The 23876-nt window shown below is 42.8% G+C and carries 23 protein-coding genes and 2 pseudogenes; all 25 read left to right on the top strand.

Annotated elements, in window-relative coordinates; all coding sequences use genetic code 11:
• Positions 1–105: 105 nt before the first annotated feature.
• The gene (locus A4V09_RS07330; RefSeq protein ID WP_084043471.1) at positions 106–1143 is read left to right on the top strand and encodes a VirD4-like conjugal transfer protein, CD1115 family; all 1038 of its coding nucleotides are present in this window, start codon (positions 106–108) and stop codon (positions 1141–1143) included.
• A gap of 111 nt (positions 1144–1254) precedes the next feature.
• Positions 1255–1533, top strand: coding sequence for a glutamyl-tRNA amidotransferase (locus tag A4V09_RS07325; protein WP_242964014.1), 279 nt, complete (start codon positions 1255–1257; stop codon positions 1531–1533).
• A gap of 71 nt (positions 1534–1604) precedes the next feature.
• Entirely contained in the window at positions 1605–2444 is an 840-nt protein-coding gene (locus A4V09_RS07320; protein WP_065541775.1) for a VirB6/TrbL-like conjugal transfer protein, CD1112 family, read from the top strand.
• A gap of 34 nt (positions 2445–2478) precedes the next feature.
• Complete coding sequence (locus A4V09_RS07315; protein WP_065541774.1) at positions 2479–2898, top strand: DUF4313 domain-containing protein; 420 nt, start codon at positions 2479–2481, stop codon at positions 2896–2898.
• Between the two features lie 2 nt (positions 2899–2900).
• A complete protein-coding gene (locus A4V09_RS07310; RefSeq protein WP_065541773.1) occupies positions 2901–3347 on the top strand; it encodes a PrgI family protein in 447 nt (148 codons plus the stop codon).
• The gene (locus tag A4V09_RS07305; protein ID WP_330396521.1) at positions 3340–5667 is read left to right on the top strand and encodes a VirB4-like conjugal transfer ATPase, CD1110 family; all 2328 of its coding nucleotides are present in this window, start codon (positions 3340–3342) and stop codon (positions 5665–5667) included. The genes A4V09_RS07310 and A4V09_RS07305 overlap by 8 nt, the downstream gene beginning before the upstream one ends.
• Before the next feature lie 22 nt (positions 5668–5689).
• The gene (locus A4V09_RS07300; protein WP_065541771.1) at positions 5690–6058 is read left to right on the top strand and encodes a hypothetical protein; all 369 of its coding nucleotides are present in this window, start codon (positions 5690–5692) and stop codon (positions 6056–6058) included.
• Positions 6059–6088: 30 nt separating this feature from the next.
• Positions 6089–7270, top strand: a complete 1182-nt coding sequence (locus tag A4V09_RS07295) for a lysozyme family protein (RefSeq protein ID WP_065541770.1) — start codon at positions 6089–6091, stop codon at positions 7268–7270.
• A gap of 725 nt (positions 7271–7995) precedes the next feature.
• A complete protein-coding gene (ltrA, locus tag A4V09_RS07285; protein WP_198135805.1) occupies positions 7996–9813 on the top strand; it encodes a group II intron reverse transcriptase/maturase in 1818 nt (605 codons plus the stop codon).
• A 101-nt stretch (positions 9814–9914) separates the two neighbouring features.
• Positions 9915–10529: pseudogene (locus A4V09_RS07280) on the top strand (CHAP domain-containing protein); the annotation flags it as partial.
• 92 nt (positions 10530–10621) lie between these two features.
• Positions 10622–11212: pseudogene (locus A4V09_RS26380) on the top strand (CHAP domain-containing protein); the annotation flags it as partial.
• A 99-nt stretch (positions 11213–11311) separates the two neighbouring features.
• The gene (locus tag A4V09_RS07270; RefSeq protein ID WP_065541766.1) at positions 11312–11836 is read left to right on the top strand and encodes a GNAT family N-acetyltransferase; all 525 of its coding nucleotides are present in this window, start codon (positions 11312–11314) and stop codon (positions 11834–11836) included.
• 373 nt (positions 11837–12209) lie between these two features.
• Positions 12210–12491, top strand: a complete 282-nt coding sequence (locus A4V09_RS07260) for a hypothetical protein (RefSeq protein WP_157123468.1) — start codon at positions 12210–12212, stop codon at positions 12489–12491.
• A gap of 238 nt (positions 12492–12729) precedes the next feature.
• Positions 12730–13140: a hypothetical protein gene (locus A4V09_RS07255; protein ID WP_065541763.1), complete on the top strand. Its 411-nt coding sequence runs from the start codon at positions 12730–12732 to the stop codon at positions 13138–13140.
• 58 nt (positions 13141–13198) lie between these two features.
• Positions 13199–14704: an amino acid adenylation domain-containing protein gene (locus A4V09_RS07250; protein WP_065541762.1), complete on the top strand. Its 1506-nt coding sequence runs from the start codon at positions 13199–13201 to the stop codon at positions 14702–14704.
• A 4-nt stretch (positions 14705–14708) separates the two neighbouring features.
• Positions 14709–15926 carry a diaminopimelate decarboxylase family protein gene (locus tag A4V09_RS07245; protein WP_065541761.1) on the top strand — a complete coding sequence of 406 codons (1218 nt, stop codon included), beginning with the start codon at positions 14709–14711 and terminating at the stop codon, positions 15924–15926.
• Positions 15892–16119 carry an acyl carrier protein gene (locus A4V09_RS07240; RefSeq protein ID WP_065541760.1) on the top strand — a complete coding sequence of 76 codons (228 nt, stop codon included), beginning with the start codon at positions 15892–15894 and terminating at the stop codon, positions 16117–16119. The genes A4V09_RS07245 and A4V09_RS07240 overlap by 35 nt, the downstream gene beginning before the upstream one ends.
• A 1-nt stretch (position 16120) precedes the next feature.
• Entirely contained in the window at positions 16121–17710 is a 1590-nt protein-coding gene (locus A4V09_RS07235) for an MBOAT family O-acyltransferase (RefSeq protein WP_065541759.1), read from the top strand.
• On the top strand, positions 17697–18773 hold the full coding sequence (locus A4V09_RS07230; RefSeq protein ID WP_065541758.1) for an SGNH/GDSL hydrolase family protein: 1077 nt from the start codon (positions 17697–17699) through the stop codon (positions 18771–18773). Before A4V09_RS07235 ends, A4V09_RS07230 begins: the two co-directional genes overlap by 14 nt.
• Positions 18682–19272 carry a TVP38/TMEM64 family protein gene (locus A4V09_RS26375; protein ID WP_065541757.1) on the top strand — a complete coding sequence of 197 codons (591 nt, stop codon included), beginning with the start codon at positions 18682–18684 and terminating at the stop codon, positions 19270–19272. Before A4V09_RS07230 ends, A4V09_RS26375 begins: the two co-directional genes overlap by 92 nt.
• Before the next feature lie 101 nt (positions 19273–19373).
• A complete protein-coding gene (locus A4V09_RS07220; RefSeq protein ID WP_065541756.1) occupies positions 19374–20012 on the top strand; it encodes a CDP-alcohol phosphatidyltransferase family protein in 639 nt (212 codons plus the stop codon).
• Between the two features lie 56 nt (positions 20013–20068).
• Complete coding sequence (locus tag A4V09_RS07215; RefSeq protein WP_242964013.1) at positions 20069–20824, top strand: phosphatidylserine decarboxylase; 756 nt, start codon at positions 20069–20071, stop codon at positions 20822–20824.
• Positions 20825–20846: 22 nt separating this feature from the next.
• Positions 20847–21563, top strand: a complete 717-nt coding sequence (locus A4V09_RS07210) for a response regulator transcription factor (protein ID WP_065541754.1) — start codon at positions 20847–20849, stop codon at positions 21561–21563.
• Between the two features lie 358 nt (positions 21564–21921).
• Entirely contained in the window at positions 21922–22866 is a 945-nt protein-coding gene (locus tag A4V09_RS07205; protein WP_242964011.1) for an ATP-binding protein, read from the top strand.
• A 371-nt stretch (positions 22867–23237) separates the two neighbouring features.
• Positions 23238–23798, top strand: coding sequence for a response regulator transcription factor (locus A4V09_RS07200; protein WP_065541752.1), 561 nt, complete (start codon positions 23238–23240; stop codon positions 23796–23798).
• The last annotated feature ends 78 nt before the right edge of the window (positions 23799–23876 follow it).

Genomic DNA, 23876 nt, shown 5'->3' with positions numbered 1-23876 from the left:
TGGAGATGATATCAAAGAGTTACCTATCGTTAAAAGTGTCTACCCCACAGGTAACTGTGGGGGTGGCACCCATAGAAGAGCGAAACGGCGCTCCTGCAGGCCTTGATGCTGTATCTGATCCATGAAGCACCGCCGGAGGAACAGAATTTCTCCATGATCATGGAAATGCTGGGCTCTGCACAGGTAAAGGAGGAAGACGAGGAATATGGGGCTCCTCTTGATATCCTGTTTGAGCGGCTGGAGATGCGGGAGCCACAGAGCATTGCGGTGAAGCAGTACCATATTTACAAACAGGCGGCAGGGAAGACGGCAAAGTCCATCCTGATCAGTGTTGGGGTACGTCTGGCGGCTTTCAACCTCAAGCAGATTGCCAGCCTGACCTGTATGGACGAACTGGACCTTGCCAGCATGGGGGAGAAAAAGGTGGCCCTGTTCTGCTGTATCCCGGATGCGGATTCCAGCCTCAACTATCTGGTGGGAATGATCTACAGCCAGCTGTTTCAGACGTTGTATTACGTGGCAGACCGTGTGCATGGAGGGAAACTGCCTGTACCTGTAAACTGTATTATGGATGAATTCCCGAATGTTTCCCTGCCAAATGAGTTTGAGAAAATATTGGCGACCTGCCGTTCCCGCTCTATTTTTTGCAGCATCATCATCCAGAACATGAGCCAGCTTAAGGCGCTGTTCAAGGACAGCTGGGAAAGTCTCGTGGGCAATTGTGATCAGTTTTTATATCTGGGCGGCAATGAAAAAGAGACCCATAAATATGTCTCGGAGCTGCTGGGAAAAGAGACCATCGATACCAATACCTACGGGCAGACGAAAGGGCGATCCGGCAGCTATTCCACGAACTACCAGCAGAGCGGCAGGGAGCTTTTAACACCGGATGAAGTCCGGATGCTGGATAATTCCAATGCACTTTTATTCATCCGGGGCGAGCGGGCCATCATGGACAGCAAGTATGACCTGATGCGGCATCCGAATATCAAAGATACAGAGGATGGAGGGGCTAAGCCTTTCAATTATGCAGAGGCTCCCCTGGCTCATGATGGGTTTTTATTTGATGCGGCACGGTACGATGACTATGAACTGCTCTCTGAGGAAGATATCCTTGGAGAGCCTTTTTCTGTGACGGGCTAAACAGCCAGTCATTTCAGATGGGAGGAATGTAATATTAAAATTTTAAAAAAGAGCAAGGAAGCGAAAGAAGATAAGAAAAAATACACACCGAAACAGCGGCTGCAGAGAGGGATGGCATGCTGTTATGTGGGCGCTGTCTGCTTTTTCACGGTCGGAGGTATCTCCGTCTATGCCGCAGGGGATCCGCTGACGGTGGTCAATAACCTGTCCACCTTTATTTTTTCGCTCATCCGTGCCATCGGCCTGATCCTGCTGGGGTTTGGCGTGGTACAGGTGGGACTGAGCCTAAAGAGCCATGACCCAAGCCAGAGGGCAAACGGATTTCTGACACTGGCAGGAGGGGTCATTATCACCTTTGCAAAAGAAATCCTGGACCTGATCATGGGATAGCCACAAAGCGGAGATGGGGATGCCTGGCGCATCCTCATTGATCAACTTTTGCAGAAAAGAGGTGAAAAGGATTGAGTGATAACTGGATCGTACAAAATTTGAATTCGGCGCTGGAGACATGGAGTGAGAAGCTGGCAGAAATATGGACATTGCTGACCCAGAACCCGGAAACCTTTAAAGGCGGGGGAATCTGGAACGTGATGGTAAATATCAACGATGCGTTAAAAGCCATCGGATACGGCCTGCTGGTCTTATTCTTTGCCGTGGGCCTTGTCAAGACCTGCGGGAGCTTTACAGACCTGAAAAAACCGGAGCATGCATTAAAAGCCTTTATCCGGTTTGCGCTGGCACAGGGGGCGGTCATGTATGGGATGGAGCTGATGAATTCCATCTTTTCCATTGTGCAGGGAGTCATATCCAGGATCATGTCCGGTTCGGGCATGGGGGACGGCGGTGTGACGGAGCTTCCCGCAGAGATCATAGAGAAAGTAGAATCGGTGGGCATGCTGGAATCGATCCCCCTGTGGATCGTGACGCTGCTGGGCAGCCTCCTTATCACGGTGCTGTCCTTTGTGATGATACTGACTGTTTATGGAAGGATGTTCAAGCTGTATATGTATACGGCCATTGCGCCCCTTCCCATAGCCAGCTTTGCGGGGGAACCCACACAGTCTGTGGGGAAGAATTTCCTGCGTTCTTATGCCGGAGTGTGTCTGGAAGGCGCGGTCATCGCCCTGGCCTGCATCATCTTTTCGGTATTTGCGGCAAGCCCGCCTGCCGTGGGAGACACCAGCCTCTCCGCCGTGACGATCGTCTGGAATTATGTAGGGGAGCTGGTGTTTAACTTATTGATACTGGTAGGGGCGGTAAAGGCATCCGACCGGATCGTGAAGGAGATCATGGGATTATAAAAAACAACAAAGAGCATTCGATGGGAGGAATGGTATGGAAGAACAAAAAACATTGGGATATGATTGGGAGTTTGGACATGAGGAACTGATGCTGGAGGTAGGGGCTTACACTTATGGCGACCGGCTGTATATCGGGCTGTGCCATATGGAAGAGGGGAGGAAAGAGTCTTTTGCAGACCTGACAATCAACCTCCCCTACTCGCCGGCGGAACAAAATGAGGCGTATATCGATACCTTTGCCGAGAAGAGCAAGCTAAATTTTATCCGGAAACACAAGCTGGGGAAGGTGCTTCCGGAGACCGGGTATTCCGGGTATGCCAGATACCGCAAGGTAGCCTTTGACCTGGACCGGCTGGCAAGCTTCGACCAGAAGGGTGTGGAGAAGTACCGGAAACTGCATGAGCCGCCAAAGGAAAACAAACAGAAAAAAAGAAACAGAGGGGAGGTACGTTAGAGATGGAAGTAAAAATGAATAAGGAAATCCGCAACTACAACGAATCCATGTTTTTTGGCCTTGATTTCCGGCAGTGTGCCTTTTCCCTATTGGCGGTTCTTGCCGCAATAGGCATTTATTTTGGTACAAGGGATATCCTTGGCGAAGAATTCACAGGCTGGCTTAGTATTTTGGGGGCAGCCCCTTTTGCCGCCTGCGGTTTTTTCAAATACCACGGGATGACGGCGGAACAGTTTTTGTGGGCAGTGATAAAATCGGAACTTTTCTATCCGAAAAGGCTGGTGTCCAAACCGGAAAATCTGTATTACGCCTGTCTGGAGGAGGGCATACGGGCCGGGGAACAGACAGGGAAAGACGGGACGGAAATCCTTATGAAGCGCAGGAAGGCCGCCCAGAACAAAAGCAGGAAACCTGTAAAGAAAAAGGGAAGGGGGAATGCGTTTGATTAAAACATTAAATCAGGCAGTCAAAATGGACCGGGAGAAATTCAAAGTCCCAAAGTCCGTACAGCAGTTCATCCCGATCCGCAGGATCTGGCGGGACGGGATCTTTCAAACAGGCAATAAATTTTCAAAAACCTTTCGGTTTTCTGATATCAATTATTCCATTGCAAGCAAAGAGGACAAGACAGAGATGTTCCTTGATTACTCGGAACTCTTAAATGCACTGGATTCCGGCACATCTGCCAAGATCACGCTGAACAACAGAAGGATCAACAAAGAGGAATTTGAACAGTCCCTTTTAATTCCGATGAAAGAGGATGGACTGGATGAGTACCGCAGGGAGTATAACGAAATGCTCTTATCCAAAGTCAGCGGCACAAACAACAGTATCTATCAGGAAAGGTATCTGACCATCAGCATCCATAAGAAGAACATTGACGAGGCGAGGACGTATTTTGCACGTGTGGGTACGGACATCATCACCCATCTGGCAAAGCTCTCCTCTGTGGGGGAGGAGCTGGACGCAGAGGAACGGCTGCAGATCTTCCGGGATTTCTTCCGGGCGGACATGCCCCAGAGCTTCCCTTTTGACCTGAAAGCATTTGCCCAAAAAGGGCACAGCTTCAAGGATTGGATCTGCCCGGACTCCATGGAGTTTCACAAGGACTATTTCAAGGCAGGGGAACGCTTTGGGAGGGTGCTGTTCATGCAGGATTACGCCAGCTACGTGAAGGATGACATGGTGTCGGAGCAGTGCGACTTAAGCCGGGACCTGATGCTGTCCATTGACATCCTGCCAGTCCCTACGGATGAAGCGGTGCGGGAGATCCAGAACAAGCTGCTGGGCGTGGAAACCAATGTGACCAACTGGCAGAGGCGGCAGAACGCCAACAATAACTTTTCTGCCATTGTTCCCTATGATATGGAGCTCCAGAGAAAGGAGACCAAGGAAATGCTGGATGACCTGACCACCAGAGACCAGCGGATGATGTTCGGCCTTCTGACCATGGTGCATATGGCAGACACCAAGGAACAGCTGGATTCTGATACGGATACCCTGCTGTCCGTGGCCAGAAAACACCTGTGCCAGATGGCAGTCTTGAAGTGGCAGCAAGTGGACGGTCTGAACACAGTCCTTCCTTATGGACTGCGCAAGATCAATGCCCTGCGCACCTTGACCACAGAGTCCACGGCAGTGCTGATCCCCTTCCATACACAGGAGATCATGCAGCCCGGGGGCATCTACTACGGACAGAACGCAGTCAGCAAAAACATGCTGGTGGCAGACCGGAGGAAGCTGCTCAACGGGAACTCTTTCCGTCTGGGCGTGAGCGGCTCCGGGAAGAGCTTTTCCGCAAAGGAAGAGATCGTGGATCTGGCGCTTTCCACAGAAGATGACATCCTGATCCTGGACCCGGAATCCGAGTTCGGCTCTCTTGTGGAGGCGCTGCAGGGGGAAGTGGTGAAGATATCCGCCACCTCGAATACCCATCTGAATGCACTGGATATGGATTCCGCCTATGGCAATGACAAAAATCCCCTGATCGAAAAATCAGAGTTCATCCTCTCCCTGTTCGAGCAGCTGGTGGGGGCCGGGAACCTGTCGGCAAAGGAAAAGTCCATTCTGGACCGCTGTACGGCGGATGTCTACCGGGATTATATGCGGGGCGGCTATACCGGGGAGGTACCGACACTGAAAGATTTGTACCGCCAGTTGATGCTCCAGCCAGAAGAAGAAGCCAGAGGGCTGGCACTGTCGGCAGAACTGTTCATCAACGGAAGCCTCAACACCTTTGCACAGCACACCAACGTGGATACGAAAAGCCGCATCATTGCCTATGATATCCGGGAATTGGGCGAGCAGCTGATGCCCCTTGGCATGCTGGTAACGCTGGACAGCATCTTCAACCGGGTCATCCAGAACTGGAAGCGGGGCAGGACGACCTGGATCTTTGCAGATGAATTCTATCTGTTGTTCCGGTACCAGTACAGTGCGGACTTTTTCTATCGGCTTTATAAGAGGATAAGGAAATATAACGGCTTTGTGACCGGGCTGACCCAGAACGTGGAGGAGCTTTTGAAATCAGATACGGCAAGGCTCATGCTGGCGAACAGTGAATTTTTGATCCTGCTGAACCAGTCCAGCACGGACCGGGAGGAGCTGGCAAACCTTCTGAACATTTCCGATAACCAGCTCAGCTACATCACCAATGTCAGCGCCGGGCATGGGCTGATCCGCTGTGCCGGGAACATCGTGCCCTTCGAGAACTCATTCCCCAAGGGAAAACTATATCGTTTGATGACAACAACGCCAGGCGAAAACTAAGGGCCTGTGGAAAGGAGAGCATATGAAACAGAAACACGTACCGGGCATTACCTTCTATGCCGCGCAATGTATGGAGTTTCCGGACCATTGGGAACTCCATGAGAACCTTACGCTGGAGCAGGCTGTGGCTGCCTATCGGCAAATCTTGAAGAAGGGGACAAGCTGCGGGCCGGGGATTGGATTTGTCCTGTATGATGAGAGGATTCCGGATTATTCCCGGATCCGGTGGCCCCTCTATGAGGGGCGGATCTGTGAAGCGCAGATCAACCTGATAGGGGGGTACCGAGAACACCCGCTGGTGAAACAAGCCATAAATGAAATGAAAGAGTATTTGCCGAAGCTGGAGGGGAAGGCAGAAAAGACCGGGAAAAGAAGAGACATAGAACGGTAAGATGGCAGGATATCCCAAAGGAGGTGGTGTATGAAAGACATTAAGACGAAAGAGCACAGCAGTAAGCCAAAGACCAGAAATCCCGCTTCCAGAATGCCCAAGGAACTGGTTCGGACTGCTGCATTGGAGATGAAGGAAAAATCCCGCCGGATTTCTGATGGGAAAGACAGCAGCGTAAGCGGGCTGTCCCCCTCAGAATATGCCAGTGGGAAACTGGAGTCGGCTGAAACGTGGACAGCCTCCAAAGCAGGGGAAGCCGCCAGGGCCGCAGGGCATAAGGCTGTGAAAAAGTCCTATGAAAAGATTAGGCAGCGCAAGCGGGACGGGCATACACAGGAGGCGGAAGAGACAGCAGAGGCAGCGTCAGGCGCTGTCCGTGATTCTATGAAAACTTCCGGAGACAGCGCTTCTATGGGAAGAAACGCTGCAGCACAGACAGGCAGCAGACAAAAGGAAACGGTAAAAACATCTGCAGAGCAAGCCGTGAAGCAGGGGAAGATCAAGGTAAAGCCGCAGGACAACCTCCTTCCGTCTGTAGAGCAAAAATATGTGGTCAAGAAAGCCCCCCGCACCATCAGATCCCCTGTGATGGGAAAACCCCCGTCAGGCATAAAGGCGGGATACCACCAGTCAAAACAGGCGGCAAGGGGAATGCAGGCAGCCAAAAAGAGCGCGGCAGCATCCATCCAGATGACAAAGAATACTGCATCCGGCACAAAAACAGCAGCTAAAGGTGCGGCGGCCGGCATAAAAGCAGCCGCATCAGCAGTAAGATCCGTCTTTATGGCTTTAGGAGCGGCCGGCGGCGGGATCGTCCTGTTCCTAATACTGATAGCAGGCATCATCGGCGGTGCTGCTTTTTCCGGAGGTACCTCCAGTGCAGAGCCGCTGAGCGCAGAGGTGCTGGCATACACATCCACGATACAAAAATACGCCAGCCAATACGGGATCCCGGAATATGTGCCCGTCATACAGGCGATCATGATGCAGGAATCCGGCGGCAGGGGGACGGACCCTATGCAGTCCTCCGAGTGTCCCTATAATACCAGATATCCCAACAGCCCCAATGCGATTCAGGAACCGGAGTATTCCATAGAGGTGGGAATCCAGTATTATGCATCCTGTGTGGAGGAGGCAGGATGCGGCAGCCCTTATGACATGGACAAGTTAAAGCTCAGTTTACAGGGCTATAATTGTGTGAAACGTTCCTAGCTGAAAAGGCTAGGCAGACAGCAAGTGCTGTTTAGAACTATTACTTTGAGAAATCAAATGAGTGGGTAACGCCACAAAGGGTTTCCTCTAATACTCCGACATGCGGGAAAAGTTGATATTAACATGAACCGTATGAAGCTCGGTGAAGTCGGTTGAAAGTGACCGTAAAGCATTATCAAATGCTACGAAATCTGCTCAGAGGTGGGCGGTGTCACCCATAGACCGGGAGTCTATAAAATACTCATGGATAGAATGGGTTCGCAAAACTATTGGCGAGACGAACCTGACGAATCTCCGAATGTACGGGTCTATAACCCTAATGCACAGAAATGTGTATGCCACGTGCGTGGTGTCAGTGCGGACGAGTAAGATTAGTTGTTATGAAAATCCGTTTATTGTTAAAGGCAGTAACAAGCTGACAGGCTCAAAGGAGAATCCTAAAAGTATATGTAAAGATAAAAGTAATGGAACGTTGGAAGCTGCCAACATGGAGAAAATATCTTCTATGAAGTGGTTGAAAGGAAATCTTTTGTGAAAATAGCAGAAGTATAACTTTATTTATGGCAGTGAAAGCGGTGACATGGTACTGATGAAGCGTCTAACAAACGTGGAGGGACGGTCACTAGTCTATGAAAGATGTATCATTCATTCTTCTTAGTAAGTTGTTAGAATAAGGTTCTGGTGAGACTAAAAAGGGCAAACCTCAATTAAGGAGGAGCCAACTTATTAAAAAGACAAACAAACTAAGGTACGCTGAGTATTATGATATGCAGTCTAAATTAGACCAATTATATATGCAAAGCAAGAATGGAAATAACTTTTATAAGCTGACAAAGCTTATGGAAAGTGAAGAAAATATCCGATTAGCCTATCGGAATATAAAGAAGAACATGGGCAGTCATACTGCTGGTGTTGATGGAAAAACAATAGCTGACATCGAAGATTTGACAGTTGAGGAAGTTGTAACAAAAATACGGGAAATGTTCAAATGGTATGAACCTGAAAAAGTCCGAAGAGTGTATATCCCTAAACCTGATGGACGGAAACGACCGTTAGGCATTCCCGCTATATGGGACAGGTTATTCCAACAATGTATTCTTCAGATTTTAGAACCTATATGTGAAGCAAAATTTCATCCACACAGTTACGGATTCCGACCAAACAGAAGTGCTCATCATGCAATAGCAAGAGCAAATCATTTTATGAATAATAAAGGGAACGGATACCATTATTGTGTTGATATGGACATTAAAGGATTTTTTGATAATGTAAATCATGGAAAATTGCTAAAACAAATGTGGACAATGGGAATACGAGAAAAGAAACTGCTTTCCATAATTTCCACTTTATTAAAAGCAGAAATTATCGGAGAGGGTAAGCCGATAAAAGGAACACCGCAAGGCGGTATATTAAGTCCGTTATTGGCAAATATTGTGTTGAATGAACTTGACTGGTGGATTAGCAATCAGTGGGAAACAATCAAAACTATAAGAGAATATACAACACATAAGGGTGCAAGAAGAGCCTTGATGAGACAAAGGAAGAATCTAAAACATTGCTATATGGTTCGTTATGCCGATGATTTTAAAATCTTCTGTCGAGATTATCCGAGTGCATTGAGATTGTATCATGCTACGCAAGATTTTATTGAAAGAAGATTGAAATTGGAAATCAGTCCCGAAAAATCAAAAATAGTCAATCTTAGAAAACAGCGAAGTGAATTTCTGGGTTTTACTATGTATGTAAGACCAAAAAGAAATGGTTATGTGGCTTATAGTCACATGAGTGACAAGGCAATCAGACATGCACATGATAAACTAAAACAATCTATTAAAAGGATTGCAAAGGAACAATCACGTGACGCAGTGTGGAAATATAATACGGTAGTAATGGGAATCCATAATTACTATGAAGTAGCCACGCACGTAAACAGAGATTTAGCCCATATGAGTCAACACCTTACAAAATCTTTATACAACAGGCTGAGAAGAGATTGGAGACCAGCGAGTAAAGCAGATTTATCCATAACACTTTTAAAACGTTATGGCAGGTATAATCCAAAATGGTATAAAGCTCACGATATGATTATCATTCCTATATACACATGGAAACACAGGTATGCGATACAATTCAATCAAAATATCTGTCCATATACAAAAGAAGGAAGAGCCTTGATACACAATAATCTAAAAGCGGTGAGCAGGGAAGTTCTTATACACATACAGAGATATTATTGTGATTATCGTTCTATTGAATATAACGATAATCGTATCTCAAAATTTATTTCTCAATATGGAAAATGTGCAATCAGTGGCGAAGAATTAACGTTGAGGGATTGGGAGTGTCATCATAAAGTTCCCTTGAAATATGGTGGAACAGACAAATATAACAATCTTATTATTATGATACTACCATTTCATAAAGCAATTCATAAAAGGGATAGAAAAGAACTTGACAATCTAATGGAGAAGTATCAGTTATCAGAACAAAAAAGGAAGTTATGTATAGAATTACATGAACTGGCTAATCAATCAGAAAAATAGATACATTGGAGTAGATGGCACGCCGTATGAGGTGAAAGTCTCATGTACGGTGTAGAGTGGGGGAAAATTCGGAGATAATATCAAAGAATTACCTATCACTATTTGGAAACGGATACATAACCTGGGCCATCCGCAATCACGGCGGGTATAGTGGAGCTAATGCCCTGCAGTTTTCGCAGGAGCAGGCAGCGTCCCACGGATGGGCGAGGTATGGGGATCCGGAGTATGTCCCCCATGTGCTGCGGTACTATTCCGGGGAAAATCTGTTTGCAGGATTTTTCGGGAATGACCAGATCGTTTCGATAGCAAAGGCACAGCTTGGAAATGAGGGCGGCCAGAAGTTCTGGTCATGGTATGGTTTTCAGGGGAGAGTGGAATGGTGCGCCTGCTTTGTATCGTGGTGCGCCGAGCAAAGCGGACTGATATCATCCGGGTCCGTGCTGAAATTTTCTTACTGTCCGACAGGGGTAGAATGGTTTAAATCACAGGGAAAATGGCAGGATAGGGGATATATGCCTACGCCGGGAACGATTATCTTTTTTGACTGGCCAAAAAACGGGGCGCAGGACGAAATCAGTGACCATGTAGGAATTGTGGAGAGGTGTGAGGCTGGAATGGTGTATACGATTGAAGGAAATAGCGGTAACAAAGTGAAACGGAATAGTTATGATGTCAATTCTAATTCTATTTTGGGATACGGCTCAATAGGAAAATAACTTGTAATAATTTGGGCGATTAGTGGGATAAATGTACTAACTAATGGTGTATATCATAAGAAACTTCTGAAATGTACCATGCGTGAATATTCATACGCAATTATGGAGGATATACATTGGAAAATGCCCTGCGGTTCAGCCAGGAGCAGGCAGTGTCTCATGGATGGTTAGGATATGGCAATCCAGAGTATGTGCCCCATGTGCGGCGGTATTATTCTAATGGAAATATCTTTGCCGGTTTATTTGGAAATGAACAGATCGTAACCATAGCGAAGACACAGATCGGAAATAAAGGAGGACAAAAGTTATGGTCCTGGTATGGATTTACAAAGAGGGAAGCATGGGTGTGCTTGCTTTCTCAGCTGGTATGCAGACCAATGCGGTTTGATAGATTCTGGTGCAGTATCCAAGTTTTCACTGTGTGATAACGAGATTGCATGTGGTTTCGAGAAAAGAACAAGTGGAAAGGGAAAGATTATACACCTGCAGCTGGAACATTTATCTTTTTTGACTGGCCAGATGAGAATGGAAACAGAGATGGGAAGAGCGATCATGTAGGGATTGTGGAATGGTGTGAAAATGGGATTGTGTATACAATAGAAGGAAATCCAGGAGATGAAGTGAAGGAAAACAGTTATCCTATAGGCTATAGTTCCATTATGGGATATGAAATAACTTATTAAAAAAATGACTGTTAAGAATTGTTAAGAAGTAGTTAAGGATTTAAATATATTGTATGATTTATATTGGCAACATTAACTTTGAAAAGGAGTAATACGATTATGGAGCGCAATATAGAGTTGATTGCAATCAAAGAAAATGAACGGGAATGGTTTATTAAAGACTTACAGAAAGCATTTGCAACTGCAGTTGTAGAAGCATTCGGAGAACAGGAGGAAGAAATTATTCCAAGGGTGGACATTACAGATGCGATGGATACCAAGGGAGCAGAGACTTATCACATTATCTCCAATGGAAAGATTACGGGAGGTGTGGTGATTGTTATAAATGCAAAGACACAGCACAATTCGCTGGAGTTATTATTTATCAATAGGACATATCACAATAAGGGATTAGGTCTGGCTGCATGGAGAAAAATAGAACAAATGTATCCAGATACGAAAGTCTGGGAAACAGTTACGCCATATTTTGAAAAAAGAAATATTCATTTTTACGTGAATAAGTGTGGCTTCAAAATTGTTGAGTTTTTAAATCCACATCATTTGGATTCCCATGAAGAGAAGAAGGGAGAAGATGATTGGTGTATGTTTCGGTTTGAAAAGATTATGGGGGATAAAAATAATTAAATGTTTTAAGTAGTTCAAATATAATAAAAAGCTAAGGAAGGCTAATTGAAAGAAAGAGGATGTATTGTTTCTCAACTCTCTATTGCCTTCCTTTTAAATTTTTTGAGTCAAATTTTAATCGTTTTGTTAAGGAAAACGGTGGTATGTTCATTTCTATTTTTATTTCTTGAATATTCTTCTATTTTTTACTTGGAAATACCTCAACTTCTTCCTGTTATGGCAGAAATAGTAATATTTGTTTTCATCAACTATTATCGTCATGTTCTGATATTCATAATATTTTCCGGATTGCAGATTAGATTTATTAAGACTTCCTTCAGAATCTATTCAGCATTACTTGCGATAATAGGTACATCTTTGAAGCAGGAGGTGATTGAGAATTAGTAAAAGAATAAAATTTATGATATTGACAGTGTTGGTTATAACAAATTTTGTAGTCAATATTCAAAACAAACTTACTCAAAATACAGAGATAAATGAATTGAGTAGCCAAAATTTTTCTGTAATTCAAAAAAGTATAACTTTTGAATTAGAAACTGATGACAGGGCGAATGGCAGATCGACTAAGAAAAAAGGAAGTTCTGGAATCGGTCAGATACTAAAAGATATTAGAAGAGTTTACAAAAGAGATTATATTTCTAAATCAAAAGAATGAGAGTTTAGATTTGTTTAGAATTCATTTAGAAACGGTTAAGATGTTACTGCCATAATAAACTTATCAAAAGGAACAGCTTTTGATAATTGTGGAAAGGAGATAAAAGGAGAAAGCCAGTGGATACGTTTGTCTGGCAGAGAAATTACCAACAGAAAAAGGTAGTACATAGTAGAATCCCAATAAGGGAAACCATGATGGCATGTAAGATATATGCCACTATTTAGAAAGGAGTTTAACCATGAATAATATTCGCAATAAGAAATGGAAAGGATTTTTAAAGAAAGGACTTGTGTTCTGCATGATTGGCGTAATGGCACTAGGGCTGGTAGCCTGTGGTGGAAAGGATAAGAAATCAGATACAAAAGCGTCGAAAACACAAACTGAGCAGTCTACAAATAAAAAGACAAATAAGAAACCATCTTCCCAGACAGAGAAAAAGGATGATGTAGATATTGAAGAACCACAGAGTAAGACCGGAGCGGATCAGAATAAGACAGATGATACAAAGGCGCAGGATGGAGCAGACAAAAAGTCTGACACAAAGAAATCAACCCAAAAGAATTCAACTAAAAAGAATTCAACAAAGAAAAACAGCACAGTGCAGAAATCCAATAAAAGTGGTTCGACAACAAAAGACAAAGAAGAATAATTAAGCAGAATGGACCACATGGGAACATGTGGCCCATTTTTCTTGAAAGGAATACAATATGAAGAATATACTGGAGTTTTTGGAAAAGACAGAACAGCAATACCCCTGTCGCACAGCGTTGGACGATGGAATCTTTGTATTTACCTGGAAAGAATTAGCAGAGTTATCCAGACAGATGGGGACAGCATTTGCAGGAAAAACAGAGCCAGGGCAGCCAATTGTCATATTGGCAGAAAAAAGTTCGGTCACGCTGGCAGCTATGTTTGGGGCGGTATATGCCGGATGTTTCTATGTTGTAGTTGAGCCTTCGCAGCCAGCGCAAAGAATACAGGAGATTTTGAATGTGCTGGAGCCGGAGCTTATTGTGACAAATGACAGAACAAGGGAACTTTTAGTACAGATAGATTACAAGAGGAATACATATCTGGTAAAGGATGCCATGAATGAACAGACAGATTGGCAAGTTCTTCAGAAGATCCGAAGGGGCTGTCGGGATACAGATATCCTGTATGGAATCTTTACTTCCGGTTCAACCGGAAAACCGAAAGGAATCGTAGTCAGCCACCGGGCAGTGATGGACTTTATCACACATTTCGTGGATACATTCGGATTCACAGTTCATGACAGGATTGGAAATCAGGCACCTTTTGATTTTGATGTGTCAGTGAAAGATATTTATACCAGTATGTTTACTGGGGCAGAGCTTGTTATTATTCCAAAAGAAATGTTTTCTGCGCCACCTCTACTGCTTAATTATATTTGTGAAAAGAAAGTAACCGCACTTATATGGGCAGTGTCCGCCCTCAGTCTGGTGTCAGCATTAAAAGGACTTGCCTATCAAGTACCTTTGACGGTAAAAAAGATTCTTTTCAGCGGAGAAATCATGCCAGTAAAGCAGCTCAGAATATGGCAGGCAGCATTACCAAGTGCAGAATTTGTTAATTTATACGGACCTACGGAAATCACCTGCAACTGCACGTATTATCGGGTAAAAGAAATGCTTCAGGACGGAGAAAAAATTCCGATTGGAAAAGCATTTCCGGGCAGAGATGTGTTCCTTTTAGACGAAAATGAAAAAGAAATTGTATCTCCAGGAATGGTTGGGGAAATTTGTGTTTCAGGAGAGTCGCTGTCGGATGGATATTATCACAACCCCAAGGAAACAAAAGAGAAATTTATATTTTATGTGCGAGGTGGTGATGGAGGTGTGCGTTGTTATAAAACCGGCGATTTGGGATTCTACGGAAAAGATGGTGAACTTTACTTCTCTGGACGGAAAGATTTTCAGATTAAACACATGGGACATCGAATTGAACTAGAAGAAATCGAGCATGCAATGGATCAGACTGACGGTCTGGAGAGAGGCTTATGCCTGATGGATCAGAGAACAAACAGACTGGTGGCATTTTATATGGGGGATGTAAGTAAGGAACAGATTTTGAAACAGATGAAGGAAAAACTCCCGGCCTATATGATTCCTCATAAGTTGATAAAAACAGATTTGATGCCATTAAACAAAAATGGAAAAATAGACAGGGAGTATTTCCGGCAGAAGTTGGGGTGATGAAATGGAAATGGAATATTTGGAATATGGAATTGTGAGATATGGTACACCTCTCTATGTATTCAATATGGACGAAATGAGAGACACGGTATTGCTCATTCGGAATGAACTGGCAGGGAAGGCAGGGCTTTGTTTTGCTATGAAAGCCAATCCATTTTTGACAAGGCAGATGGCAGCCCTCATAGACCGGATCGAAGTCTGCTCAATGGGAGAATTTGAAATTTGTAGGAAACTTGAAATCGAGCCTGAAAAAATACTGATATCAGGTGTGTTGAAGGAAAAAGAGGATATTTATTCAATTCTGAGATATTACAGGGGAGCATGTACCTATACCATTGAATCCCTGAATCAGTTCCATGCCTTTGCAGAGTGGTGCGATGCTAATAATGAAGTAATTCATGTATATCTCAGACTGAGCAGCGGAAATCAGTTTGGCATGGATGCAGAAATTATTCAAAATATAGTATCTATGAGGGAGATGTGTCCATTTTTGAAAATTCAGGGAATCCATTACTTTTCCGGAACACAGAAAAAATCAATGGAAAAGATAAAAAAGGAGTTAGCATATCTGGATAATTTTTTAAGGGAATTGGAAAAAACATCCGGATTTCAAATAGAAGAATTGGAGTATGGCCCTGGAATTCCTGTTTCGTATTTTGATGGACAGCAGGATATGATGGAGGAAAACATCCATATGATTGCCGAACAAATTCCGGCAATGCAATGGAAAGGAAGTGTTATGCTGGAGATGGGACGTGCACTTTCAGCAAGATGTGGGTACTATCTGACTAGCGTAAAGGATATTAAGCTGAACAACGACAGGAATTACTGCATCGTAGATGGTGGGATTCATCAAATTCATTATGATGGACAGATTAGAGGTATGTATTGTCCGAAGCTTCAGGTAAGCCCAGAGCACGAGTTTGGTATAGAAAAAACATATACCGTCTGTGGATCTCTCTGTACGGTTAATGATATATTGGTGCAGAATGTGGCAATTAAAAATTTGAGGGTTGGAAATGTACTGATTTTTGAACGTGTGGGAGCTTATGCCATAACGGAGGGAATGGCGATGTTCTTAAGTCATGAATTACCACAGGCTGCGTTTTACAGTAAAGAAATGGGATGGAAGCTGGCAAGGAAAAAACTGGAGACATATAAATGGAATATGGAGGATGAGATAGACGATGGAAGCATTGATGAATATTTTAATGGAAATTGATGAAAGTATTGATTGGAAGAAGGAAAATTCATTGATTGACGACAGGCTGTTGGATTCTTTCGGAGTAATTACTCTTATCTCGGAGCTTGAAGAAGTATTTGCTATTGAAATAGAGGCGGTGGAAATTGTTCCTGAGAATCTGAACTCTGTGGATGCTATATGGAAAATGGTGCAGAGGTTAAAGGAGAACTGATATGGCTTATCATACGTCCATATATTTATTCCTGTTTTTGCCGGCAGCACTTCTTGCCTATCAGTTGACGCCGAAAAAGTTCCGATGGATGACATTAGTGTTATGTGGCTATACGTTTTTCTGGACGGTCAGCGGCAAATTGGTTTTGTATCTAGTGGGGACGACACTGGTAACCCATTACATAGGCGTGTGGATCTCTTCAGTAAAACTTCAGTGTAAGATGAATACATCAGGATTGCACAGAGAAGAAAGCAATGCCATTAAGAAACGATATAAGAAAAAAGAGAAACAAATACTGGCTGGTGGAATTTTTATACTGATATCTGCACTTGCATATCTAAAATACTATAATTTTTTCATACAGAATGCGAATATTCTGTTGCAGGGAATAGGGAGCCAACTTTTATTAGATGCTAAAATACTGGTGCTTCCCATTGGAATCTCCTTTTACACCTTACAGGCTATTGGCTATATAATAGATGTCTATTGGGAAAAAATCGACGGACAACAGCATCCGGGAAAGGTGGCATTGTTCCTTGGATTTTTTCCACAGATTATGGAAGGACCGATCAGTCTGTATTCCCAGACCACAGATACACTTTGGGCAGGGACTTCCCTAAGAGGAGAAAATATATCTAAAGGCTGTGTCAGGATTCTGTGGGGATTATTCAAAAAAATGGTCATTGCAGACCGTCTCTATGTGTTGGTACAGGCTGTTTTTGAGCATTATGAGAATTATCATGGAGTGATAATTGCAGTTGCGGCTGTGGCCTATACCATCCAGCTCTATATGGAATTTTCGGGGTGTATGGATATCATCATAGGGAGTGGCAGAATGTTCGGTGTGACTTTGCCTGAAAATTTCTGTCAGCCCTTTGCCTCAAAAAATGCAGCAGAATTCTGGAGACGGTGGCATATCACGCTGGGCGTATGGTTTAAAACCTATATTTTTTATCCGGTATCGGTATCTGCAGCAGTAAAAAAATGGAATAAATTCGGGAAAAAACATTTGGGAAAGTACATCACAAAGCTTGGTGTCTCTGCGTTTTGCCTATTTCCAGTGTGGCTGTTTAACGGTCTGTGGCATGGCCCAAGGTGGAGTTATATTTTCTATGGGATGTATTATTTTGTGATTCTTCTGACCGGAGTCGCTCTTGAGCCAATCAGAGATAGAATCATAAAGTATGCCCATTTGAATGAGCATGCGTTTTATTATAGGGTTCCACAGGTTTTAAAAACTTGGCTTATTATATTTGTTGGAGAACTGTTTTTCCGGGCAAATGGTCTGGCTGCCGGATTTCGGATGTTTAGAAGTATGTTTCGGAATTTCGAGTTGCAGAAATTATGGGATGGGACGCTGCTTACCTTTGGATTGGACCAGGCAGACTATTATGCCATTATAGCTGGGTGTATGGTGGTGGCCGTGGTCGGAATGATAAAAGAAAGGGGTCTGCTGGGTGAAGAAGGAATCGGGAAATTGTGTCTTCCGTTCAGATGGGCGGTCTATTATGGACTCATTCTGGCGGTGGTAATCTTTGGAGCCTACGGAAGCGGTTATCAGCAGGTGGACATGATTTATGCGGGATTTTAAAAGTATACGAAACAGAGCAGGAACACTAATTGTATTTTTTTCGGTTCTGATTGTAATTTTAGTAGGAGTATCAGAAAAAATAGAGCTGGCTTGTATAGAAAATGATAATCTGGTTCAGAGCAGGAATAAAAGTACCTTTCGGATTTTAAGGGAGCCGGAAAACAGCATAGATGTGATCGTTGTGGGTGATAGTCTGAGTTATTCATCAGTCTCGCCAATGGATTTATGGAAGAATCATGGGATTACTGCTTATGTTTGCGGCCAATCAGGACAAAAGATACAGGAAACATTTCATATGCTTGAAAATGTATTTACTGCACAGTCACCCAAATTGGTTATATTGGAAACAAACACTATGTTCAGGGGAAGAGGGGGACAGGATTTGATTAATCTAAAAGAAACACTGGAAGAATGGGCAAACAACTATATCCCGATTTTCCGTGGGCATGATATTTGGAAATCTTTTGTAATGGATAAAGAGTATCCAGAAGAAAATTTCAAAGGATTTGCGTTAAGGTGTGGTGTACAGCCATATGAAAAGGGAGATTATATGCTGGAAACCGAGCAGAAAGAGGAAATGCCGTCTATGGTAAAAAATTATATGGGGGATATCATAAATCTTTGCAAGCAAAATGGAGCTAAGTTGCTTCTTTTAGGAACGCCATCTCCATTAAATTATAATTATCGAAGGCACAATAGCATTGATGCATATGCAAAGGAGCACAATCTGGAATACCTGGATATGAATATGAAACTGAAAGAAGTTGGGATTGATTGGAATACTGACAGTTTGGATAAAGGTGATCATCTGAATCTGTCGGGTGCCAGGAAGGTTACACAATATCTGGGGGGATTTTTGACCAAGAAGTATGTACTCCCTGACCATAGGGGGGAAAGTGACTACACTGCATGGATGAAAGAAGCAGAAGATTATACGAGGAAATTAGAAAAATCGTTGATGGTGATGAGAGATGATAAGAATAAAACAAACAGAAAACTGGAAAAAGTGGATAACAGCGATATTTCTGCTTGTATGTCTGGCCTTTTGCGTGTTGCTGTTTAAAGCATATTTGGATGGAAAGTTCGACTCTGTTGATACTCTGCAAAAGTACATCGCGGGATTTGGTCTGATGGCCCCGGTCATTCTGACAGCCATTCAGGCAGCGCAGGTAGTGCTGCCGATACTGCCAGGATTCTTAGGATGCGTTGTCGGAGCTGTCATGTTTGGATGCATGGGTGGCTTTTGGTGCAATTATATTGGAATTTCGGTAGGATCCATTATCGCATTTTTACTGGCGAGAAGGTATGGGCAAGGATTGGTCAGCAGAATGTTTCCGGGAAAGAGGTATGAAAAGTGGGCGGATTGGGCAGCTAAAAGTAAGTCCTATACCGGGATTCTGTTTCTTGGTATGGTGCTGCCACTGTTTCCGGATGATTATTTTTGCTATTTTACCGGAGTTACAAATATGAGTGTCCGCAAATTTGTAACAATTATTGTTTTGGGAAAACCCTGGTGTATTTTTGTATATAGCTTGATATTTTCTAATTCACTTGGTAGATAGGACTAATATAATAAAAGGAGAATTCTGCGGATAAGTATGGGCACTCCATTTCGCGAAAGGGAGCTGTCATTGCAAAACGCAGGGAAAGATTGAGAAGAGAGATGGAAGAAAGAAAAAAACTATGTGGATACTATAACTATACGGTCGTTCTGACTTATTTGGGCATGCTTATGGGGTTTACAGGAATTGTGCTTGTGACTGAAGGCAAATACCGGCAGGCAGTTATCTGCCTGATGATTTCCGGAATCTGTGATATGTTTGATGGAACAGTTGCGGCGACAAAACAAAGGGATGCAAGGGAAAAACAGTTTGGGATTCAGATTGATTCTTTAAGCGATCTAATATGCTTCGGCATTCTCCCAGCTTTGCTTTTATACAGTATCAGTGGCAAAACATATCTTTCTTTTTTGACAGCGGCTTTGTATGTGTTATGTGCGCTGATTCGTTTGGCATATTTTAATGTTATGGAAGTAGAAAGGCAGGAAAAGGAAAGCGGAAGACGGGCGTGGTATCTGGGACTCCCGGTTACTGCAGTAGCATTGGTTGTGCCTGTCTGCTATATGATAGAAAATAAATTGGCTTATGGAGGAACTTTGCAGACAGCTCTTGTCATGATGGCTGTGGCATTTGTACTGCCTTTTAAAATAAAGAAACCGTATCTGGCAGGAAAAATTGGTATTATATTTACGGGAGTGGTAGAATTTGTTATCCTGTTATTGGGCTTGGGATTAGAAGTATGAAGAAAGATACACTGTTTATCCGATTTTTATATCATACCATCCCCGGACGGTGTATTTTGAAAATACTTGTAAAGCCGCAGATATCAAGAATAATAGGGATAATACTTAATTCCAAATTTTCCAAAGGACTTGTACCGCTCTTTGTAAGGAAGAATGGTATTAATCTAAAAGAGTATGAAGAGGAGAAGTATACTTCATTTAATGATTTTTTTACAAGAAGACGGCGTGCAACACGGATTGATATCACACCGGGGCATCTAATAAGTCCCTGTGATGGGTATCTGACCGTATATCCAATTGACAAAAACAGCACTTATCGAATCAAGCACATTGAGTATCATTTAGAACAACTATTGGAGAACAGAGAACTGGCGAAACATTTTTCCGAAGGTTGGTGTTTGATTTTTCGGTTAACGCCAAAGAATTACCATAGGTATTGCTATGTCTGTGAAGGTATTCAGCGAGAATACCGGAAAGTAGAAGGGAAACTACATTGTGTACGCCCAGTGGCATACACTTCGCTACCGGTTTTTATAGAAAACTGCCGAGAATACATGAAAATAGAATCTGACTTTTTAGGACATATAGTCCAGATGGAAATCGGAGCACTTTTAGTAGGAAGGATTCAAAATTATCCCTGTAGCCCTAAAGTGCTGCAGGGACAGGAAAAAGGGTATTTTGAGTTTGGCGGTTCAACCATCATTATACTTTTAGAAAAAAACCGCATAAAAATAAAAAATGAAATACAGGAACGTTCCCAGCGCGATGAGGAAACGGAAGTTCTTCTGGGAGAACAGATAGGCAACACTTAAAAAGAAAGGGGAAGTATAGTATATGAGTAAAGAACGTGTATTGCTAGTGGAAGATGATGCGGATATTCGGGAAGGTGTCCGTATTTTATTAGAAAGCGAAAATTACAACGTTGTAGAAGCGGAGAATGGCAGACAGGGGCTGGAACTTTTAGATGAAAATACGGATTTGGTTATTCTTGATGTAATGATGCCTGGGTTGTCAGGACTGCGGACCTGTGAAGAAATCAGGAAGGTTTCTAATGTTCCTGTACTTTTTCTTACTGCAAAAGCACAGGAGTCAGATAAATTAATAGGATTGATGGCGGGGGGCGATGATTATCTGCCGAAGCCTTTTTCATATGCGGAACTTCTGGGAAGGGTAAAAGCATTGCTGCGTCGGTACAACATCTATATGGGAAGAAATATGCCGGAAGCGGGTAAAGAAGAGTCATACTTGGAAAATGGCGGTATTAAAATACATGAAAGTTTTAACGAGGTGTATGTCGATGGTATGGAAAAAGAAATGTCTGATATTGAATACCACATACTTTTGTTAATGATGCAGCATCCGAGAAAGATATTTTCTGCACAGAACCTCTATGAAAGTGTGTGGGAAGAACCCTATTTTTATTCCTGTAACAGTACAGTCATGGTGCATATCCGGAAACTCCGGGTAAAAATAGAGAAAAATCCGAAAGATCCGAAGTACATCAAAACCATATGGGGAAAGGGGTATAAGTTTGGCGCGGGAAACGAGTAGAAGAAATTCCATTTATACACAGTTACTGCGTCTTTTGATTGTATCCGCATTTGCAGCGTTGGCTATGTTTGGTTTTTTGGATATTGCAGGGCAATACTTGACTGATTGTTATGTGGAAGGGACAAATTACGTTGAAAAGAAGAATCAACGATATGTAGTAAAACTTCAAAAATATGTTGAGCAACAAGAACTCTCAACCAGAGATACCAGTAAGTTGAATGCGTGGGTAAAAAAGCAGCAGTTATTATTCATACGAGTGTATAAAGATGAAATACTGGTATTCAATTCAGAATATCAGGGGCAGGAAATATGGGAAGAAGAGATTGCAGCTGAAAACTATGCATGGGAGAGCTCCTATATGGTAGAATTTTCAGATGGTACGGCGGAAGTCATCATAACAGGCGCATATATCTATCAGTTTTATAATTATGTTATGCTAGGTGAGATAATACTTTCTTTTGTCCTGTTTCTTCTGTTTGTCCTTATGGGCATTCGTCGGAAAATGGATTATATTCGAAAACTAAGCGATGAGATTGGAATTTTAGAGGGCGGTAGTTTAGATTATAAGATTACGGTAAAGGGAAAGGATGAATTATCTGAACTGGCAGAAGGGCTGGACAACATGCGGCTTTCTTTTGTCAGCCTGATACAGCAGGAAGCCGAGATGGTACGGGAAAACCAGCGGGTTGTCACAGAGATGTCCCATGACCTGCGGACTCCAGTAACCTCTATCATGCTTTATACGGAAATCTTGAAGAAGGGGAAGTATAAGAGTGAGGTACAGTTTCAAGAATATCTGGATAAGATTGACCTGAAAGCTCATCGCATGAAGCAGTTGACAGACCATCTTTTTGAATATTCCTTGATTGCAGGAGAGGGCGAGATAGAGCTGGAAAAACCGGAGCAGTATGAAGTTTTGTTTTACGATTTGTTTTCAGAGACCTGCAGCTTTCTTGGGCAGAAAGGTTTTCAGGTTGTATTTCATGTCGACTGGGTGGATAGTGTTGTACAGATTTCAACCGATTATGTGATGCGGATTTTCGACAATGTGACTTCTAATATTGTGAAGTATGCCGATCCGTTAGCACCGGTGGAGATTTCTTCCGTTCAGGAAGAGCATATGGTCGGTTTTTCTGTCAAAAACAGTATTCAGAGGTCAGGAAAAAAGCCAGAAAGCACTGGGATTGGAATACAGAATATAAATAATATGATGCAGAAAATGGGTGGAAAATCTATTGTTCAAGAAGATGAAAAGCAGTTCCGGTTAGTGATACTTTTTCCTTGTTTAGAAAATAAATGTTAGGGAAAGTTTTTTGTGTATCAATAGATATTGTTAGCAGAACTTATTGAGGAACTGGATGAAATAATACAGGAGGCAGATAACTCCTCATACAGAATTTATGGTGACATCATGAAAAGGAGTACATATCTGATAGATTTAGAACTATGGACAAAGGTAATGGACTTGCGTATATCTGAAAATCAGGGAGTTTTTTAAGATGGGGAAAATGAGCCTTCATTGGTAATAGCTGGACGAAATTATTCTGAATTGAAGTATAAGCTGACACAAAGATATTTCGGATTCATTAGTTATACAATGAGTAGTTTCATATTTAGCGGTTTATACTTGAAACGGTATGAACCGCTTTTGTGCAATTAGCAGGAGGAATACATATGAAGTATAATATACTTTTGATTTCCAAAGAAACTTCAATTAAAAGCAGGATATTTACACTAACTGAAAACTTTGCAAATACTTACTGGACAAAATGTATGCAAGACGGGCTGTTCCACTTAACTATGTTTTCCTATGAGTTGACCATTGTGGATATGATACAGGATATGAAATTTACATATGGTACTATAAAAACGATACGTAAATTTAGAAGATTACTGATACTTGTATTAGCATCGGAGAAGATTGAGGAAAAAATGTTATGTATAGAAGCAGGGGCAGATATAGCCATGACAAAATCCACAGCCGATGGAGAATTGCAGGCACAGATCTATGCGCTTGTGCGCAGGCCTGTCCAGAATATACAGGAAAGCGGTCTAACCATGAATTATGTGTTCCGGAAAGCATATTGGAAAGAAAAAGAGTTAAACCTTTCCAGATACGAATATGATTTCCTATACCTGATCGCTTCAACACCGGGACGGGTCTACACGTTTGAACAGATCTATCAGGTATTCTGGGGCGGTTATCCGCATGGTAATACAGATAACGTGCTTTGATGTCTTATTAAGCGGATTAGAAAAAAACTAAACGAACTTGAACCTGAGGCGGGCAATATTAAACAAAGTATTCCCAAA

The organism is Blautia pseudococcoides (assembly GCF_001689125.2).
Taxonomy (GTDB): Bacteria; Bacillota; Clostridia; order Lachnospirales; family Lachnospiraceae; genus Blautia; species Blautia pseudococcoides.
Note: the sequence above shows the minus strand (reverse complement) of the source record. Positions and strands in the feature narration are given on the sequence as shown.

Excerpts from the sequence above, each read along its gene's own strand:
- A4V09_RS07330 (WP_084043471.1), top strand. The coding sequence starts at position 106 with ATGCTGTATCTGATCCATGAAGCACCGCCGGAGGAACAGAATTTCTCC.
- A4V09_RS07325 (WP_242964014.1), top strand. The coding sequence starts at position 1,255 with ATGGCATGCTGTTATGTGGGCGCTGTCTGCTTTTTCACGGTCGGAGGT.
- A4V09_RS07315 (WP_065541774.1), top strand. The coding sequence starts at position 2,479 with ATGGAAGAACAAAAAACATTGGGATATGATTGGGAGTTTGGACATGAG.
- A4V09_RS07310 (WP_065541773.1), top strand. The coding sequence starts at position 2,901 with ATGGAAGTAAAAATGAATAAGGAAATCCGCAACTACAACGAATCCATG.
- A4V09_RS07300 (WP_065541771.1), top strand. The coding sequence starts at position 5,690 with ATGAAACAGAAACACGTACCGGGCATTACCTTCTATGCCGCGCAATGT.
- A4V09_RS07295 (WP_065541770.1), top strand. The coding sequence starts at position 6,089 with ATGAAAGACATTAAGACGAAAGAGCACAGCAGTAAGCCAAAGACCAGA.
- A4V09_RS07270 (WP_065541766.1), top strand. The coding sequence starts at position 11,312 with ATGGAGCGCAATATAGAGTTGATTGCAATCAAAGAAAATGAACGGGAA.
- A4V09_RS07255 (WP_065541763.1), top strand. The coding sequence starts at position 12,730 with ATGAATAATATTCGCAATAAGAAATGGAAAGGATTTTTAAAGAAAGGA.
- A4V09_RS07250 (WP_065541762.1), top strand. The coding sequence starts at position 13,199 with ATGAAGAATATACTGGAGTTTTTGGAAAAGACAGAACAGCAATACCCC.
- A4V09_RS07245 (WP_065541761.1), top strand. The coding sequence starts at position 14,709 with ATGGAAATGGAATATTTGGAATATGGAATTGTGAGATATGGTACACCT.
- A4V09_RS07240 (WP_065541760.1), top strand. The coding sequence starts at position 15,892 with ATGGAAGCATTGATGAATATTTTAATGGAAATTGATGAAAGTATTGAT.
- A4V09_RS07235 (WP_065541759.1), top strand. The coding sequence starts at position 16,121 with ATGGCTTATCATACGTCCATATATTTATTCCTGTTTTTGCCGGCAGCA.
- A4V09_RS07230 (WP_065541758.1), top strand. The coding sequence starts at position 17,697 with ATGCGGGATTTTAAAAGTATACGAAACAGAGCAGGAACACTAATTGTA.
- A4V09_RS26375 (WP_065541757.1), top strand. The coding sequence starts at position 18,682 with ATGATAAGAATAAAACAAACAGAAAACTGGAAAAAGTGGATAACAGCG.
- A4V09_RS07220 (WP_065541756.1), top strand. The coding sequence starts at position 19,374 with ATGGAAGAAAGAAAAAAACTATGTGGATACTATAACTATACGGTCGTT.
- A4V09_RS07210 (WP_065541754.1), top strand. The coding sequence starts at position 20,847 with ATGAGTAAAGAACGTGTATTGCTAGTGGAAGATGATGCGGATATTCGG.
- A4V09_RS07205 (WP_242964011.1), top strand. The coding sequence starts at position 21,922 with ATGGTAGAATTTTCAGATGGTACGGCGGAAGTCATCATAACAGGCGCA.
- A4V09_RS07200 (WP_065541752.1), top strand. The coding sequence starts at position 23,238 with ATGAAGTATAATATACTTTTGATTTCCAAAGAAACTTCAATTAAAAGC.